This is a genomic window from Paraburkholderia phymatum, assembly GCF_038900715.1.
In the GTDB taxonomy this organism is placed as follows: Bacteria; Pseudomonadota; Gammaproteobacteria; order Burkholderiales; family Burkholderiaceae; genus Paraburkholderia; species Paraburkholderia phymatum_A.
Map to the genome: position 1 here is coordinate 46,373 of NZ_JAYMRZ010000026.1, position 17,403 is coordinate 63,775.

General features: G+C 64.1%; 15 protein-coding genes and 1 pseudogene. 2 read left to right on the forward strand and 14 right to left on the reverse strand.

The window, feature by feature from the left end:
* Window positions 1–6: 6 nt before the first annotated feature.
* The gene (gene edd, locus VSR68_RS34535; RefSeq protein WP_342944058.1) at window positions 7–1,917 is read right to left on the reverse strand and encodes a phosphogluconate dehydratase; all 1,911 of its coding nucleotides are present in this window, start codon (window positions 1,915–1,917) and stop codon (window positions 7–9) included.
* Window positions 1,918–2,212: 295 nt separating this feature from the next.
* On the opposite strand from edd, the gene VSR68_RS34540 reads away from it, so the two are divergent.
* Window positions 2,213–3,052 carry a MurR/RpiR family transcriptional regulator gene (locus VSR68_RS34540; RefSeq protein WP_342944059.1) on the forward strand — a complete coding sequence of 280 codons (840 nt, stop codon included), beginning with the start codon at window positions 2,213–2,215 and terminating at the stop codon, window positions 3,050–3,052.
* Window positions 3,053–3,385: 333 nt separating this feature from the next.
* Here VSR68_RS34540 and VSR68_RS34545 read toward each other — a convergent pair whose 3' ends face one another.
* The 11 genes and pseudogenes from VSR68_RS34545 to VSR68_RS34595 all read right to left on the reverse strand — a co-directional run bounded on the left by VSR68_RS34545 (window position 3,386) and on the right by VSR68_RS34595 (window position 15,077).
* The gene (locus tag VSR68_RS34545) at window positions 3,386–3,916 is read right to left on the reverse strand and encodes a YadA-like family protein (protein WP_342944114.1); all 531 of its coding nucleotides are present in this window, start codon (window positions 3,914–3,916) and stop codon (window positions 3,386–3,388) included.
* Window positions 3,917–4,456: 540 nt separating this feature from the next.
* Window positions 4,457–4,585, reverse strand: a pseudogene (locus VSR68_RS34550) (ESPR domain-containing protein); the annotation flags it as partial.
* A 659-nt stretch (window positions 4,586–5,244) separates the two neighbouring features.
* Window positions 5,245–5,661, reverse strand: a complete 417-nt coding sequence (locus VSR68_RS34555; RefSeq protein WP_342935827.1) for a CopD family protein — start codon at window positions 5,659–5,661, stop codon at window positions 5,245–5,247.
* Between the two features lie 29 nt (window positions 5,662–5,690).
* The gene (locus VSR68_RS34560) at window positions 5,691–6,962 is read right to left on the reverse strand and encodes a glutamate-5-semialdehyde dehydrogenase (RefSeq protein ID WP_342944060.1); all 1,272 of its coding nucleotides are present in this window, start codon (window positions 6,960–6,962) and stop codon (window positions 5,691–5,693) included.
* 222 nt (window positions 6,963–7,184) lie between these two features.
* A complete protein-coding gene (gene holA / locus VSR68_RS34565; RefSeq protein WP_342944061.1) occupies window positions 7,185–8,324 on the reverse strand; it encodes a DNA polymerase III subunit delta in 1,140 nt (379 codons plus the stop codon).
* A gap of 46 nt (window positions 8,325–8,370) precedes the next feature.
* Window positions 8,371–8,922, reverse strand: a complete 552-nt coding sequence (lptE, locus tag VSR68_RS34570) for an LPS assembly lipoprotein LptE (RefSeq protein WP_342944062.1) — start codon at window positions 8,920–8,922, stop codon at window positions 8,371–8,373.
* 71 nt (window positions 8,923–8,993) lie between these two features.
* The gene (gene leuS, locus VSR68_RS34575; protein WP_342944063.1) at window positions 8,994–11,588 is read right to left on the reverse strand and encodes a leucine--tRNA ligase; all 2,595 of its coding nucleotides are present in this window, start codon (window positions 11,586–11,588) and stop codon (window positions 8,994–8,996) included.
* 245 nt (window positions 11,589–11,833) lie between these two features.
* The gene (locus tag VSR68_RS34580; RefSeq protein WP_342944064.1) at window positions 11,834–12,340 is read right to left on the reverse strand and encodes a biopolymer transporter ExbD; all 507 of its coding nucleotides are present in this window, start codon (window positions 12,338–12,340) and stop codon (window positions 11,834–11,836) included.
* A 40-nt stretch (window positions 12,341–12,380) separates the two neighbouring features.
* Window positions 12,381–13,118, reverse strand: coding sequence for a MotA/TolQ/ExbB proton channel family protein (locus VSR68_RS34585; RefSeq protein ID WP_342944065.1), 738 nt, complete (start codon window positions 13,116–13,118; stop codon window positions 12,381–12,383).
* Between the two features lie 61 nt (window positions 13,119–13,179).
* Window positions 13,180–13,977 (reverse strand): 4-hydroxy-tetrahydrodipicolinate reductase, encoded by a 798-nt coding sequence (gene dapB / locus VSR68_RS34590; RefSeq protein WP_342944066.1) that lies wholly within the window; start codon window positions 13,975–13,977, stop codon window positions 13,180–13,182.
* 239 nt (window positions 13,978–14,216) lie between these two features.
* Window positions 14,217–15,077, reverse strand: coding sequence for an outer membrane protein assembly factor BamE (locus tag VSR68_RS34595; protein ID WP_342944067.1), 861 nt, complete (start codon window positions 15,075–15,077; stop codon window positions 14,217–14,219).
* 151 nt (window positions 15,078–15,228) lie between these two features.
* On the opposite strand from VSR68_RS34595, the gene fur reads away from it, so the two are divergent.
* A complete protein-coding gene (fur, locus tag VSR68_RS34600) occupies window positions 15,229–15,657 on the forward strand; it encodes a ferric iron uptake transcriptional regulator (RefSeq protein WP_342935836.1) in 429 nt (142 codons plus the stop codon).
* A gap of 125 nt (window positions 15,658–15,782) precedes the next feature.
* On the opposite strand, the gene VSR68_RS34605 is transcribed toward fur, so the two are convergent.
* Together VSR68_RS34605 and alc are read right to left on the reverse strand one after the other, a co-directional pair.
* Window positions 15,783–16,295, reverse strand: coding sequence for an ureidoglycolate lyase (locus tag VSR68_RS34605; protein ID WP_342944068.1), 513 nt, complete (start codon window positions 16,293–16,295; stop codon window positions 15,783–15,785).
* 39 nt (window positions 16,296–16,334) lie between these two features.
* Window positions 16,335–17,345, reverse strand: coding sequence for an allantoicase (alc, locus tag VSR68_RS34610; protein WP_342944069.1), 1,011 nt, complete (start codon window positions 17,343–17,345; stop codon window positions 16,335–16,337).
* Between the last annotated feature and the right edge of the window lie 58 nt (window positions 17,346–17,403).

Genomic DNA, 17,403 nt, shown 5'->3' on the forward strand with positions numbered 1-17,403 from the left:
ATCGCTTCATTTCTGCATTGCGTGACTGGCTTCGCTCGACACGGCGCTTGCCGCTTGACCTTCGTGCTGCGCTGCGTGCGTCTCTTCGCCGACGAGCGGCCCGAACACCGACGCACCCAGCTCCGCCGGCGCAGCCGCCGAGCGGAACACGCCGAACAGTTCGCGACCAAAACCCACTTCGTTTTCCGCCTGATGCTGCGACACGGCAATCGGACGCTCAGCCCATTCGGCATCTTCGATTTCGACGTCGAGCACGCCCGCTTCCGCGTCGATGACGATCGTATCGCCCGTGCGCACCTTGCCGAGCGGGCCTTGCAGCAACGCTTCCGGCGACACGTGAATAACAGCGGGCACCTTGCCCGATGCACCCGACATACGGCCGTCGGTGACGAGCGCGACGTGGAAGCCTTGATCCTGCAACACGCCGAGGAGCGGCGTCAAACGATGCAGCTCGGGCATGCCGTTTGCACGCGCGCCCTGGAAGCGCACGACGGCGACGAAGTCGCGTTTCAGCTCGCCGTTGTCGAAGGCTTCCTGAACGGCTTCCTGCGAATCGAACACGATCGCGGGCGCCTTCACCGTTCGATGCTGCTTCGCGACGGCCGAAATCTTGATCACGCCGCGCCCGAGCTTGCCCTGCATCAGACGCAGACCGCCGTCCGGCTGGAACGGCTCGTTGATGCTTCGCAGCACCGCCGCATCCTGGCTTTCGGTGACGCCCGGCACCCACGTCAGCTTGCCGTCGAGCAGCTTCGGCTCTTCCGCGTAGCGCGCGAGACCCTTGCCGGCGACGGTGTTCACGTCGTCGTGCAGCAGGCCGCCTTCGAGCAGATTGCGGATCAGGAACGCCATGCCGCCCGCCGCGTGAAAGTGGTTCACATCGGCCTTGCCGTTCGGATAGACCTTGGCCAGCAGCGGCACCGACGCCGACAGCGTGTCGAAATCGTCCCAGTCGATGATGATGCCCGCCGCCCGCGCAATCGCGACGAGGTGCAGCGTGTGATTGGTCGAACCGCCCGTCGCCAGCAAGCCGACGATGCCGTTGACGATCGCCTTCTCGTCGATCACGTGACCGATCGGCATGTACTGGCCGCGGTCGACGGTGAGGTCGAGCACGCGGCGCGCGGCTTGCGCCGTGAGCGCGTCGCGCAGCGGCGTATGCGGATGAACGAACGCCGAGCCCGGCAGATGCAGGCCCATGATTTCCATCAGCATCTGGTTGCTGTTGGCCGTGCCGTAGAACGTGCAGGTGCCGTGGCTGTGATACGCGGCGGCCTCGGATTCGAGCAGCGCGTCGCGGCCGCATTGGCCCGTTGCGAACTGCTGGCGCACTTTCGCCTTGTCGTCGTTCGAGAGACCGCTCGTCATCGGACCGGCGGGAACGAAGATGGTCGGCAGATGGCCGAACTGCAGCGCGCCGATCAGCAGGCCCGGCACGATCTTGTCGCACACGCCGAGGCACAGCGCCGCGTCGAACATGTTGTGCGTGAGCGCGACGGCCGTGCTCATCGCGATCACTTCGCGCGAGAACAGCGACAGCTCCATGCCCGCGTTGCCCTGCGTGATGCCGTCGCACATCGCCGGGACGCCGCCCGCGAACTGCGCGACGCCGCCGCTTTCGCGCGCGGCGGCCTTGATGATGTCGGGGAAATCCTTGTATGGCGCATGCGCCGAGAGCATCTCGTTGTACGACGAGACGATGCCGATATTCGGCTGGCGGATCTGCTTGATGACGAGCTTGTCGTTGCCCTCCAGACCGGCAAAACCGTGCGCGAGGTTCGCACAGGACAGCGCGCCGCGCGCCGGGAACTTGCCCTGCGCCTTGTCGATGCGCGACAGATAGGCGTCACGCATGGGCTTGCTGCGCTCGATCACGCGCTTCGTGACTTTCATCAGTTGCGAATGCGGGGAAACCATCGATGCTCCTTCGTCGCTGGCTCGCGCGTATGCGCGCTTGCGCCAGATTGATATCGCGGGGAACGGCATGGAACGCCGGCAATCGGGATATTAGTAGAAAAACTACATGCACACAATGTTGCAATTGCTGAATCTGCCGTGCGGTCAAATTCACGCCTAAGCTTTACGCATCGGCGCTTTCCAGAACTCTGCGGCCGACATCAGGGTAATCACCTACGGTGCAAATGTAGTTTTTGTACCAGATTCATCTATCAGCTATAGTCCACGCATTCTTCAGCATAGTGCGAGATTCCCGATGATGCTGTCCCAGGTGGAAGCGATGCGCGACCAGTTGCGCCCTTCCGAACGCAAGCTCGCCGACTACGTGATCGAAGCGCCGCGCGAAGTGCTCGACCTGTCGATGACGGAGGTCGCCGCGCGCGCGGGCGTGAGTCAGCCGACTATCGCGCGCTTCTGTCATGCGCTCGGATTTTCCGGCTTCCGCGAGTTCAAGATCCGGCTCGCGCAAGGCATAGCAACCGAGGTGCCCGCCGTCTATCGCGACGTTCGTCCCGACGAGCCGGCGCCCGGCGTCGCCGCGAAGGTGCTGGACCGGACGATCGGCGCGCTGATCCAGGTGCGCAACAATCTGTCGACCGACAGCGTCGCGGCCGCGATCCAGCTGCTCGCGCACGCGAAGCGCATCGAGTTCTACGGCGCGGGCGGCTCGGGGATCGCCGCACTCGACATGCAACACAAGTTCTTCCGCCTCGGCATGCCGAGCGTCGCTTATTCCGATCCGCATACGTTTTTGATGTCGGCGGCGTTGCTCGGCGAAGGCGATGTCGTCGTGGCGATTTCAAATACGGGACGCACGCGCGACATCATCGATGCGGCGAAGTCAGCGCTCGCAACGGGCGCGAAAGTGATTGCCGTCACGCATGGGAACTCGCCGCTGGCGCGGATTGCGTCGATTGGCCTGTTTGCCAATGTCGACGAAGACACCGACATCTTTTCACCGATGACGTCGCGCACGTCGCATCTCGCGATCGGCGATATTCTGGCGGTCGGTGTGGCGCTTCAACGAGGGCCGGATCTGGCGGAAAAACTGGCCGGCGCGAAGGATCTCATCGCGCAGCGAAGAATCGTGACGTAGCTCGCAGCGCTGCGGGTTTGCGTTGACGTGTGGCCGTTTAACGGACTCGGGCTGAGTAGCGACGAACGGGTGCATCGTGTTCGCGTTTGCGTGTCCGTTTCGGCGACGATCGCAAATGCCGGCGCACCACGGACGTGTTCTCCGGGACGAAGCCGCGTAGAGCGCATCGAACTGATCGCGCGGATGAGCTACATGAACCACGAGACGCAAAATGCAAAACGGGCTCCCGAAGGAGCCCGTTTCGTTTGAAGCCTACTGCGCTGAAGCGTACTGCTGTGAAGGCAGCGCTCGGGCGGCCATTACTGCACCGCCCTCGCGCTCACTTCCCGATGCTTACCACTGATACGACGCACCCGCACCGACCGTCGTGCCCTGCGCGCTGATGCCTGCGCCGAGCTTGATCTTGATGTTCTGCGTGACGCGTGCCGAAGCACCCAGCGCAGCGGCCTGATATCCGTGGTACGAACCGCCGCCGACACCCACCGCGATCGTCTTGCCCTGATCGACGTCCGGAATCATCGTCAGCGCCGTGCCGTCGATCGTGTTCGCGTTCGTGAGCGCATAGCTCGGCGCGCTGATCGCACCCGTGGTCGAGTTGTAGGACGAGCCGCCGCCCAGCGCCGTTGCCGCCGTCGTGCCTTCCTGATTGACCTTCGCGTCTTCCGACTGCAACTGGCTCACGTTCACCGCATCCGTCGCAGCCGAACCGGCCGCCACGTTCGTCACACGGCGTTCCTTGCCCGATGCGCCCACCGACACTTCACCGTTTGTCGTCGAGGCGGTGCCCGACAGCGTACCGTTGCCCGGGTTGTAACCCGCAGCACTCAGATTGGCCGTTGTGGTCGAGCCTGCACCTAGCGCCACGGAATTCGTCGCGGTCGCACTTGCGCTGGAACCCATCGCGACAGAAGTTGAGCCCGAAGCGAGTGACGAGGAACCAATGGCAACCACGTCTGCTATCGATGCGCTTGCGTTGCTGCCTACCACTACGCTGCGTTGCGCGTTGGTTGCGTATCCGAGCAGATCGACCGCATTGGCGGAATTTACGGCTGCAGCTTTACCCGACGACCAGTAGGTACCTGAGGTATCTACCACAAACGAACTGGCCGAATTCTGGATTGCGCCAGTATTGGGCGCAAGCAGGATCGAATTCGAGGATGCCGAGTCGATGCTGACGCCATTGTTACCGATTGCAATAGCGGCGCTGCCGGCAACAGTAAGCTGGGAGCCTATTGCGATGGCATCTGAGTTAGACGCGGTCACACCTACGCCGATCGCCATCGCATTGTTGGCTCCCGGTACACCGCTCACCACTGCGCCACTACCATAGGCGATGTTTGCACTGCCCGTATTCGAACCACCGTCCAGTGCGCCCGCTACCGCTGTACCCGTTCCAACCGCGAGCACCATGACGCACGCACCGGCCAGGCTGCGGCCGCCACGCGCCTTTTTCCCTTTTGCCCTGGCCGTTTCAGCCGCTGCCACGAAAGTGCCCGTCTTCTCACACCAGACACTTCTATACGTCTTGTTCATCTGCAATCCTAAGCGAATTAAATTTTGATGGACCCGGCGAGCCCGTTCGACTGTCGGCGACTCAGGCCGATTCGATGTACGCGACTGAGTTGGCGCGCCATCTCAAATTTCCCGTCATGCTGAGGATGAACTTTAGAGATACCGAACTGCGTCATGAATAAGACCAGTCTTAATTCATGCGTCCAGCCATGCCTTCACCTGACAGAGAGAGCCCTGACCTACATAGTCGATATGGCCCCAAGTGTTTTCGCTAGAAATATCGCGAACGAAGCACGGGATAGCCGAAGGCACACACCCAGGGCGGGCAAACGTCGAAAGTGCGGACGATCAGGTGTGCGGAAAGAAACGGGCTGAGTGTTTCGGAAAACGAACCGGCGCTATGTCGCGAACGTCTAGCGCCGCGTGAGAACGCGTAGCGGCCGGAGTCGCCGCGCCAGAGGGCGCGCCTGTGAGCCAGGTAAAGTAGGAAAGTGCGAAGGTCGATCAGATCGCCACAACCACGGCAGCAGCAGCCGCATGGTACTCAGGTCGTGCTCTGGTCCGTTGAAGCGAACACCGCAAACCTCCCGCACGCGGCCTCAAAAAGCAAAAAGCCCGGTTTGCTGTTTCCAGCAAACCGGGCTTTTTTATCGACGCCGCGAATCGAACAGACCTGAAAATCAGAACGGCTTGATCACCACCAGCGCAACGGCTACGAGCATGCCCAGAACAGGCAGCTCATTGAACATCCGATACCACTTGTCCGAGCGCCGGTTTTCACCGCGCTCGAACGTGCGCAGCAGCACGCCGCAATACGCGTGATAGATGACGAGCAGCACGACCACGCCGACCTTCGCGTGAATCCAGCCCTCGCCGCTGCCGATCCCGATCACCAGCCACAGCCACAAGCCGCACGCCAGCGCCGGCACGGCGATGAGCGTCATGAAGCGAAACAGCTTGCGGGCCATGATCAACAGACGTTTCACCGCATTCGGATCGGTCTCCATCGCGAGATTGACGAAGATCCGCGGCAGATAAAAGAGCCCCGCGAACCACGAAGCGACCAGAACGATGTGAAACGTCTTGACCCACAACATCTGTGATCCTTGTTCGTTTTTATGAATGGTTATTGGCGACCTTCGCCGTGTCCGAGCACGACGTATTTCATCGATGTCAGCCCTTCCAATCCGACGGGCCCGCGCGCATGCAGCTTGTCGTTCGAGATGCCAATTTCCGCGCCGAGGCCGAATTCGAAGCCGTCGGCAAAACGCGTCGATGCGTTGACCATCACGCTCGCGGAATCCACTTCACGCAGGAAGCGCATCGCGCGGTCGTGATCTTCCGTGACGATGGCGTCCGTGTGATGCGAGCCGTATTCGTTGATGTGCTCGATCGCCTGATCGATATCGTCGACCACCTTCACAGCGAGCACAGGCGCGAGATATTCCGTGCGCCAGTCCTCTTCCGTCGCATCGACGAGCGGACCAACGCCAGCCGCTTCGAGCACCTTACGCGCTGCCGGATCGACGCGCAGCTCCACGTCCTTGCCGCGATACAGCTTGCCGAGCGGCGGCAGCACCTCAGCCGCCGCGCCGCGCGCGACCAGCAGCGTCTCCATCGTGTTGCAGGTGCCATAGCGGTGCGTCTTCGCGTTGTCGCAGACGTTCATCGCCTTCGCAATGTCCGCGCGATCGTCGACATACACATGGCAGATGCCATCGAGATGCTTGATCATCGGCACACGGCCTTCTTCGATCAGGCGCGCGATCAGGCTCTTGCCGCCGCGCGGCACGATCACGTCGACGTATTCGGTCATCGTGATCAGCTTGCCGACGGCCGCGCGATCCGACGTTTCGACCACCTGCACAGCCTCTTGCGGCAGGCCCGCCTTTTCCAATCCTTCGCCGATCAGCTTCGCGAGCGCCGTGTTGCATTCGAGCGCCTCGGAGCCGCCGCGCAGAATCGTCGCGTTGCCGGATTTGAGGCACAGTGCGGCGGCATCGATGGTCACGTTCGGCCGCGATTCGTAGATGATCCCGATGACGCCCAGCGGCACGCGCATCTGGCCGACCTGGATGCCGCTCGGCCGGTACTTCATGTTGCTGATGTCGCCGATCGGATCGGGCAGCGCGGCCACTTGCCGCAAGCCTTCGACCATCGTCTTCAGCGCCTTGTCCGACAGCGTCAGACGATCGATGAAGGCGGCGTCGTGTCCCTTGTCGCGAGCGCGTGCGAGATCGCGCGCATTCGCTTCCTTCAGCGCCCCCGTTTCACGCTCGATGGCGACTGCGACGGCTTCGAGCGCCGCGTTCTTCGCGGCCGTCGACGCCCGCGCCATTGCGCGCGATGCGTGACGCGCGCGGCGGCCGAGATCGGTCATGTACTGGTCGATATCCATGGTGATTCCCGTTGTGCCGCGTTCTGCACGAAGCGCGGCGGACAATTTCTGCAAGCGGAACGATGCGACGATTGTAAGGCGTGTGACTACAGCGTGCTTGGCGCGGCGGCGCGCTATCACGGACCGGGAAAGGCTGCCGGACGGCCTGACGAGGAATCTGGAAACCACGCGAGCGCTGCTGCGGCTCGGCTCTGCATGATGGTCCGCCAGGCGTGCGACAGCCTACGACGGTCGGCGCATTGGCGCCGGTCGCGGGGGAGCCGTTCGACCTGGCGCGGGCCGCGTCGGCGCGGCGTGCGAGTGTGACGACTGCGCGCCGGCGACAGCCATCGCGAGTTCGAAGAGCCCCGCCCATGGATCGGGCGGCGGGTCATTGCGGTGATTGCCCGGCGTGCCGCCCGACAAGCCCTTCACCTGCCGGTCGAGCTTCGCCGCCAGCGCGAGCGCCTTTTCGAGCGACGCTTCCGTCACGCGCGACAGCGCTGGCCCGACGAGCCGCTCACGCGGGCCCCATACGCGGTTCTCACGCAACAGCATCGCGAGCGGCTTGCCGGCTTCGACGCCGCGCTTGATCCGCAGCAGCGTGCGAATCTCTTCGACGACGGCCCACAGCACCAGCACGGCCGCCTCGCCTTCGCCCTTCAGACCGTCGAGCATGCGCGACAGCCGGCCGACGTCGCCTGCCAGCATCGCTTCGTTGAGCTTGAACACGTCGTAACGCGCGACGTTGAGCACGGCGTCGTGGACCTGTTCGAACGTCAGCGCTCCGGACGGATACAGCAGTCCGAGTTTCTGGATCTCCTGATGCGCCGCGAGCAGATTGCCTTCGACGCGCTCCGCGATGAACTGCAACGCGCGCTTGCCGTCTTCGCCCGCCGCGACACGCTGACCTTGCTGCGCAAGCCGCTGGCCGACCCAGCCCGGCAACTGCGCGCGCTCGACGGGATCGATTTTCAGCGCGACGCCGGCGTCCGCCAAAGCCGTGAACCACGCGGCCTTTTGCGTCGCGGCGTCGAGGCGCGGCAACGTGACGAGCGTGAGCACATCAGGATTCGCCGATGCCGCGAGTGTCTTCAGCGCATCGGCGCCTTCCTTGCCGGGCTTGCCCGTCGGAATGCGCAACTCGACGAGTTGCCGGTCGCCGAACAGCGACATCGACTGGCTCGCACCGAGCAGCGAGCTCCAGTCGAAACCGCGCTCCACCGTGAACACCGCGCGATCCGTAAAGCCGCTCGCGCGCGCCGCCGCGCGGATGCGGTCGCACGCTTCCTGCGCGAGCAGATGCTCGTCGCCGTACACGACGTACAGGCCGGCGAGTCCTTTCGCGAGGTGCGCTTCGAGCGCGTCAAGACGCAGTTGCATGGTTACGGATGAACGAGAGTGAAAGCGGGTCGATGCAGTCGGCGGATCAGAGCGGCGGCGGCGGCAGCGGCGCGCGCGGCGCGACGCCCGGCACTTCCTGGCCCGGCGCCGGATGCAGCGAGCGCACGACGGCGAGACGCCGCATCAGCTGATCGACGGCGTCGTTCTGCATGTCGGCGTAAAGGATGTCGGCTTCCGCGGCCTTCGCTTGCGAGAACTGATCGCTATACGTCATCGCGCGGTTCAACGCGATCGAGCTTGGCGGAATCAGCAAAGTGCCGTCCGAGCCTCTCAGCGTGTAGTTCAGCGAATAGTTCAGCGCGTATTCCTCGACTACGCCGAGCGAGCTTAGCGTCAGCACGCCCGTTCCACGCGACTCCGAAACCACCAGGACCGCGTCCGCGTTGCTGGACGAATTCACGATCACCGTGTCGCTGCCGCCCTGCACCATGCGCGTCAGGCGCGCTGCGACGGGCGGCGTCGCGCCCGTGATGGCGAGGCGCTTGAACGCGTAGTTCTGCTGGCCGCGCAACTGGAAGCCGCACGCGGACAGCAGCACCGCGCCGCACGCCAGGGTCAAAAACGATCTGCGGTTCACATGGGCTCCTGGTTCGCAGTTAAAGCGCAATCGCCATCGATCGGCACCAACGGACGCATTCGGCGCGGCCGTCAGACGACGACGTTCACGAGGCGGCCAGGCACGACGATCACTTTCTTCGCCGGCTTGCCTTCGCTGAACTTCGCGAACATTTCGTGCGCGAGGGCAGCGGCTTCGATCGCTTCGCGCGACGCGTCCTTCGCGACCGTCACGGCGCCGCGCACCTTGCCGTTCACCTGCAACACGAGCTCGATTTCGCTTTGCTCCAGCGCCTTTTCGTCGACCTTCGGCCACGGCGCATCGAGCAGCGTGCCGAATTCGTCCGCGTAGCCGAGTTCCTGCCAAAGCTGGAACGCGATGTGCGGCACGACCGGGTACAGCACGCGCAACAGCACGCCGTAGGTTTCGCGCAGCACGGCGGGGCTCGCGGCCTTCGCACTCTCGAGCGCGTTGAGCATCTTCATCGCCGCCGACACGACCGTGTTGTACTGCAAACGCTGATAGTCGAAATCGGCCTGCTTCAGCACGGTGTAGATTTCGCGGCGCAACGTCTTTTCGGCATCGGCGAGCTTCGCGGCATCGAACGATGCGCGCTCGCGCAGCGCCGCTTCGTTCGCCTGGCCGAACACCCACACGCGGCGCAGGAAGCGGCTCGCGCCTTCGACGCCCGCGCCCGACCACTCGAGCTGCTGCTCGGGCGGCGCGGCGAACATCGTGAAGAGACGCGCGGTGTCGGCGCCGTACTGGTCGATCAGCACTTGCGGATCGACGCCGTTGTTCTTCGACTTCGACATCTTCTCGACGCCGCCCAGTTCGACGGGCTGGCCGTCGGCGTTCAGCGTCGCGCCGATCGGGCGGCCCTTGTCGTCGTGCGTGACGGTGACGTCGGCCGGGTTGTACCAGGTCTTCTTGCCCGCGACGTTTTCGCGGTAGTACGTTTCGTTGAGCACCATGCCCTGCGTGAGCAGGTTCTTCGCCGGCTCGCCGAACTTCACGATGCCCAGATCGCGGCAGACCTTCGCCCAGAAACGCGAGTACAACAGGTGAAGAATCGCGTGCTCGATGCCGCCGATGTACTGGTCCATCGGCATCCAGTGGTCGGTGCGCTCGTCGACCATCGTCTTCGCGTCGGGTGCCGCGTAGCGATAGAAGTACCAGGACGAATCGACGAACGTGTCCATCGTGTCGGTTTCGCGCTTCGCGGCCGCGCCGCACTTCGGACACGTGCAGTTGAGGAACGCTTCCGACTTCGCGAGCGGATTGCCCGTGCCGTCCGGCACGAGGTCTTCGGGCAGCACGACGGGCAGATCCTTCTCGGGCACGGGCACGTCGCCGCACGACGGGCAGTGGATGATCGGGATCGGCGTGCCCCAGTAGCGCTGGCGCGAGATGCCCCAGTCGCGCAGACGCCACGTGACCTGCTTGTCGCCGAGGCCGAGCGCCTTGAGATCGGCGGCGATGGCGTCGACGGCTTCCTGGTACTTCATGCCGTCGTACTTGCCGCTGTTGACCAGCACGCCGTTTTCCTTGTCGCTGTACGACTCCTGCCATGCATCCGTCGAGAACGGGTGGCCCTCGACCGCGACCACCTGCTTGACGGGAATGCCGTACTTCTTCACGAACGCGAAGTCGCGCTCGTCGTGCGCCGGCACGCCCATCACGGCGCCTTCGCCGTAGCTCATCAGCACGTAGTTGCCGATCCACACCTCGACCTTTTCCTGCGTCAGCGGATGCGTGACGAAAAAGCCCGTCGGCATGCCCTTCTTTTCCATCGTCGCCATGTCGGCTTCGGCGACGCCGCCGTGCTTGCACTCGTCGATGAACGGCAGCAGCTCGGGCTTGTCCTGCGCGAGACGCGTCGCGAGCGGGTGCTCGGCGGCAACCGCGCAGAACGTCACGCCCATGATCGTGTCGGCGCGCGTCGTGAACACGCGTAAGAGCTTTTGCTCGCCGTCGATTTCGTACGGGAAGCCGAAGTTGACGCCATAGCTCTTGCCGATCCAGTTCTGCTGCATGATCTTCACGCGCTCGGGCCAGCCGAGGCCGTCGAGATCGTTCAGCAGTTCATCCGCGTACTGCGTGATGCGCATGTAGTACATCGGGATTTCGCGCTTTTCGACGAGCGCCCCCGAGCGCCAGCCGCGGCCGTCGATCACCTGCTCGTTCGCGAGCACGGTCTGGTCGACTGGGTCCCAGTTCACGGTGCCCGTCTTCTTGTACGCGATGCCCTTCTCCAGCATCTTCAGGAAGATCCACTGGTTCCACTTGTAGTAGTCCGGGCTGCACGTGGCGACTTCGCGCGACCAGTCGATGGCGAGACCCATCGACTGCATCTGCTTCTTCATGTACGCGATGTTGTCGTACGTCCACTTCGCGGGCGGCACGCCGTTGGCCATCGCGGCGTTCTCGGCGGGCATGCCGAACGCGTCCCAGCCCATCGGCATCAGCGTGTTGTAGCCGTTCATCCGCAGATAGCGGTACATCACGTCGTTGATCGTGTAGTTGCGTACGTGCCCCATATGCAGCTTGCCCGACGGATACGGCAGCATCGAAACGCAATAGAACTTGGGCTTGTCGGCCTTTTCCGTCGTTTTGTACGCGTCGGTGGCGCGCCATTGTCCTTGCGCGGCGGATTCGACGTCGGAGGGAACGTATTTTTCGTGCATGGTGTGATGGGATCGCTGGTTCGGTGCCGCTTTTCAGTGCTTCGGCACCGGCCGGTGCTCTGCGTGAAGAAATGTCTCGTCGATTCCCCTTGCGTCAAGGGGAAAGGGCTGATTATACCGTCCGGGCGAGACGACGCCGCACGCGATGCGGCGTATGCGGCGCGTTTTGCGCGCCGATCGATTTCGATTCGATTCCGGTTCGCGCTAAAAGCGGGCTTTCGGCCCGGCAAGCGACGTCTGGACGCTTACTGCGCGGCGGACGCTCCCGCTGCCGAAGGCGCTGGCTGGCCCGCGCTCGCGCCGCCTGTCGTCGCGGAGCCGGCTTTCGCATTGCCCGCCGACGGCGGCTCGGTCACGAAGCCGATCCGCTCCAGCCCCGCCTGCTGCGCAGCGCCCATCACCTGCGCGATGACCTCGTAGCGCGTCGAGCGCTCGGCGCGCAGATGGATTTCGGGCTGTTCCTTTTGCTTGCCGGCGTCGTTGAATTGCGTGCGCATCTGCTCGAACGTGACGGGTTTGTCGTTCCAGTAGAGCTTGCCCGCCGCGTCGATCGACAGCGTGATGGTCTGCGGCGTCTCGCGCGCCTCGGCGGACGCTACGCGCGGCAGATCGAGCCGGATCGCGTGCGTGAAAAGCGGCGCCGTGATGATGAAAATGACGAGCAGCACGAGCATCACGTCGATCAGCGGCGTCATGTTGATGTCCGCCATCGGCGCGGCCGTCTTGTGTCTGTCGAGTCCGCCGAATGCCATGTGTCGCGCCTCGCTCTTTCCGTTTCAGCCCTGGCTGAGCCTAAGCCTGCGTCCGCGCGGGCGAGCGCCAGCTCTCGCCGTCGCGCATGTCGGCGCGCGCGCCGTCGTGCGTCTCGCCGGCGGGCGCGCAGACATATGCGTGCAAATCGTGCGCGAAGCCGTCGAGTTCCTCCGACAACTGTCGCACCATCCGTCCGAGCACGTTATAGGCGAGCACTGCGGGGATCGCGACGACGAGGCCGAATGCCGTCATGATGAGCGCTTCGCCGACGGGCCCCGCGACGTTTTCGATCATCGCCTGGCCGCTCAACGCGATGCTGCCGAGCGCGTGATAGATGCCCCACACGGTGCCGAGCAGACCGACGAACGGCGCGGTGCTGCCCACCGACGCCAGCAGCACCTGCCCGAACTCCAGCCGCCGTTGCGAGCGGTGCAGTGCCTGGCGCAGCGCGCGCAGCACGCGTTCGCTGCGCTCGACGCGCGCGAGCAGCACGCCCGGCATCTCGACTTCCGACGCCTGCAGCGCCGCTTCCGCCAACGGAGAAAAGATGTGCTCGCGATCGGCGAGCCGCAACGCGGCGACGCCATCGGCGAGCGTCGGCGCCTGCCAGAAAAGTGCAATGGCGCGCGGCCCCTGGCGCTTTGCGCGCCCGAGCATCCAGCTTTTGACGATCAGGAAACACCAGCTCGCAATCGACATCGCCAGCAGCACGTATGCGACGCCATGCGTGATGGCGTCGCTGGATTGCAGGTAGTGGATGATGCCGGAGTTTGCCATCGGACCTCGCCGTTCGCCTCGGCCACGAGTGCCCCGGCGCGTGAGAACAGGCTACGGGTGCCTAGCGAAGGCCGAGCACGTCCTGCATGTCGAACAGGCCGTTCCGACGGCCTTGCAGGAAACGTACCGCACGCAGCGCGCCTTGTGCATACGACAGACGGCTTGCCGATTTGTGCGTGATCTCGATGCGCTCGCCGATTCCCGCGAACAGCACCGTGTGATCGCCGACGATGTCGCCGCCGCGTATCGCCGAAAAGCCGATCGTCGACGGATCGCGTTCGCCCGTCACGCCTTCGCGCGCGTACACCGCGCAGTCTTCGAGCTTGCGGCCCAGCGCTTTCGCCACCACTTCGCCCATTGTCAACGCGGTGCCCGACGGCGCGTCCACTTTGTGACGGTGATGCGCCTCGATGATTTCGATGTCGTAGCCCTGCGAGAAATGCGGCGCGGCGAATTCGAGCAGCTTCATCGTCACATTCACGCCGACGCTGAAGTTCGACGCGAACACGATGGCGATTTTTTCGGCCGCGGCGCGGATGTGCGCCTTTTGCGCGTCGTCGAACCCCGTCGTGCCGATCACGAGCTTCGTGTTCGTGCGCAGCGCTGCGTCGATGTGGGCAATCGTGCCTTCGGGGCGCGTGAAATCGATCAGACAGTCGGATTGCGCGAGCACCGCGTCGATATCGTCCGAGATCGGCACGCCCGTCTGTTTGCCCAGAAACGCTCCGGCGTCCTGACCGAGTTGCGGCGCGCCCTTGCGATCGAGTGCGCCGGACAGCGTCGCGTCGGGATCGTTGAGGACGGTTTCGACGAGCATCCGGCCCATGCGGCCCGATGCGCCAGCGATGGCAATTTTCATGGGTAATCCAGCAAACGGCGCCGTCGAACGGCGACATCGGGTTGCGCCGACTGTTGCGCTGTCAGTTGATCCGAAAGGCAGCGCGCCGGCCGGCGATCAAGAAAACGAAGCGAGCAGCGGACACTCGTGCATGCGCCGGAAAATCGCGGCGACACCATGCGATGAACCAAAGCGGCCATGCATCGCGGCGAGACGCATGACGGGCGAAGATGCCGCCCGTCATGTTACGGACAACGGAATCAGCCGCCCGTTCCCGTGCTGGTCTTGGACGAACCCGGCGACGACGCGACGGGCGCGTCTTTCGCCTGTCCATTCTTGCCATTGTTGCTTTGGGGGCCGGTCGGACCGACGGGGTTTTCCTTCGGCACGCCCTGGATCTGCGGAGGCGGCGGACGCGTGAATCGGAACTGCGGCTGGCCGGGCTCCGTCGAGTTCTGCGGCACGCCGCCATTCGACTGCGGTGTACCCGCGCGCACCGACGGCGTCGTGCCGGGCGCCGGCGCCTGCACGGCGTTGGTCAGGCGGTTCGCAGCCTGGGCGGCCTGCGCGTTCGGATCGACGGCGGGCAGATTGCCCGCCTGCGCGGCGTCGGACGTGGACGTGCGTGCCGTATCGGGCGTCGAGGCGGGCGCGGACGCGGCTGCAACAGGCGCGCTCGCCGCACCCGCAGCGCTCGCGACGGCAGGCGCTACCGCCACTTTCTTGCCCGTGCGATCGCCGTCGATATCGGCGAGCAGTTCGAGGTTCGACGGCAGATCTTCGCCGCCCGACCAGCTCGCGACGCGATCGCCCGAGAAGTTCACGATGAAATCACGCTGCTGGACGACCGCAGTCGAACCGCGCTTGAAGTAGAAGACGTAGTCCCAGCGGTCGGCATGGAACATGTCGGTCAGGAGCGGCGTGCCGAGCACCTGCTTCACCTGCGCACGCGACATGCCGGCCTGCATCTGCGAGGCCATTTCCTTCGACACGAAGTTGCCCTGAACCACAGTAATGCGGTACGGCGTGATGCTTTGGGCGACACGTTGCGTCAGGCTGTCGTACGTGGAACATCCAGCAAGAACCGCCACAGCCGCAGCGACGATCATGGTGCCCCGCATGCGGCTCCCCCGGTTGATCAATAGAGCTTTTGGAATCATTTCCCTCACCGTGCGGGGCTTCCCGAGCCGCGCGAGTTTCCGTCGAAGATGACCTCAACAGCAATTCACATTACTATTAGAACCTTGCATTGTACTCTAGGGATCCCTTGCCATGACCAATCCAACCGATCTGAAAAATATCGGACTCAAGGCGACCCTACCGCGCCTCAAGATTCTGGAGATCTTTCAGCACAGCCCGGTGCGCCATCTGACCGCCGAAGATGTCTACCGTAATCTGCTGCATGAAGAACTGGATATCGGGCTCGCCACGGTGTATCGCGTGCTCACGCAGTTCGAGCAGGCGGGGCTGCTGTCGCGCAGCAATTTCGAGTCGGGTAAAGCCGTTTTTGAGCTGAACGAAGGGACGCATCACGACCATCTGGTGTGCATCGACTGCGGCCTGGTCGAAGAGTTTTTCGACCCTGAAATCGAGAGCCGCCAGCAGGCGATCGCGAAGGAACGCGGCTTCAAGCTGCAGGAACACGCGCTCGCGCTGTATGGCGCGTGCACGAAGGACAAGTGCCCGCATCGCAAGCACTGACGGGCGTTGGGCCGCGATTCGGGGCGCGGTCCGGTCGACGTGACAGGCAATACGCGAAAGGCCCGCCCGATGAAAATCGGCCGGGCCTTTTGCTTTCCACTGCCTCCAGAAAGCGAGCGCACGCCTCAGACAGCAACGGCCTCGAGCGACTCCCGTTCGAGCCGCCACGCGTGCGGCAACGACACTTCGTCGCAGTTGGGCCCCTCGCCGCCTCGATCGACAATCAGGAAATCGCTCACGCGCTCCAGCGCCAGCAGCGGATGATGCCAGACGCCCTTCGCGTAATTCACGCCCTGCCAGCCGCGCGTCGAGAACGCTCTGAGCTTCGTCGGATCGAGCTCACCCGCCGGCGCGACGACGATCAGATACGGCGTATCCGACAGCGGCACGAACGCCTGGCTGCCGAGCGGATGCCGCTCCATCATCACGATATCGATCGGCCATGAGCGCGGCTGCGCACGAAACACGTTGATCAGCGGACGGCCGCCCTGCGTGCTCACGTCCACTTTCGCGAGATCGTGATAGCGCTCGGTCGTGCCTTCGTTGATCGGATAATGCCGCGCGCCTTCCAGTTCGATCACGTCGCCGAAAGGAGCGAACGCTTCGCCCGTCAGGCGCTCGATGCGCAGTGTGTTCATGGCCTTCTCCGTGAGTCCCGCTGACCTGTTCAGTGTGCCTTATTCGATCTCGCCCCACAGACGCAGACGCGACACGCCGCCATCCGGATAGATGTTGAAGCGCACGTGCGTGACAGGGCCGAGCGCGGCGAGTTCGGCGCTGAACGTGTGGACGTTGTCCATCTGCAGCTTCTGTTCCGGCAGCAGGACCGGCCAGAACATCGCCTGCGTGACGAGCGAATCGTCGGTGCCGCCCGTGACGGACGCCGCCTGCAGCGAGCAGCGGTCCGGGAAATTGCCCTTGAAGTGCGCCGTATCGACTTCGACCTTGCGGATCACGCCAGGACGCGCGAGCGCGACGATCGCCCAGTCGTTGCCCGGCTCGCGGCGGCGTCGCGTTTCCCAGCCGTCGCCCATGTTCACGCCGCGCCCCGGCATCAGCATCTGCGATGCCGGCCCGAAGTGCTGGTTGTTCGCCGCGACCAGGTACGCGCCGTTTTCGATCGCGGCCAGGTCGATGAGCGTGCCGCGCTCGATCCGCTCCCAGTCGCGCTTCGGCTGCCCATAGACGCGCAGCCGCGCGAGTCCGCCGTCCGGATACAGGTTCACGCGCAGATGCGTGAACGCGCGCGCATCGCTGATTTCGACGTAGTGATGCTGGTTGCCCTGCAGCGTCGTCGCGGGGACGATGGTTTGCCAGTCGGCGTGATCGGCGGGCACGTCGCTGTCGGAGTAGCAGGCGTCGATCGACGCGGCCGGCGGGAAATTGCCCGTGAAGTGGCTCGTGTCGAGATCGACGCCGTGCACGATGCCCGGCCGCGCGAGCCGCACGACGCAGTAGTCGTGGCCCGTCGTGCGCTTGCGGCGCGTCTCCCAGCCGTCCATCCATTTGCCGTGGTCGTCGTATTTGCCGGGGATGAACACCGCCGGCTGCGGGTCGAGCATGCGCTCTTTCGGCGCGAAGAATTCGTCGCTGGCGAAGAGCGCCTTGGCGCCCAGACGCGGGTCGGCAAGATTCATGTAGCGGCGCGTGAAAGCGGGTGCGTTCGGATCGAGAATCGGATTGGCCATGATCGGTTCGTTCAGTCTTCAGTCGAGTGAGTGAGTTGGCGGCGGGCCTTCGGAGTCG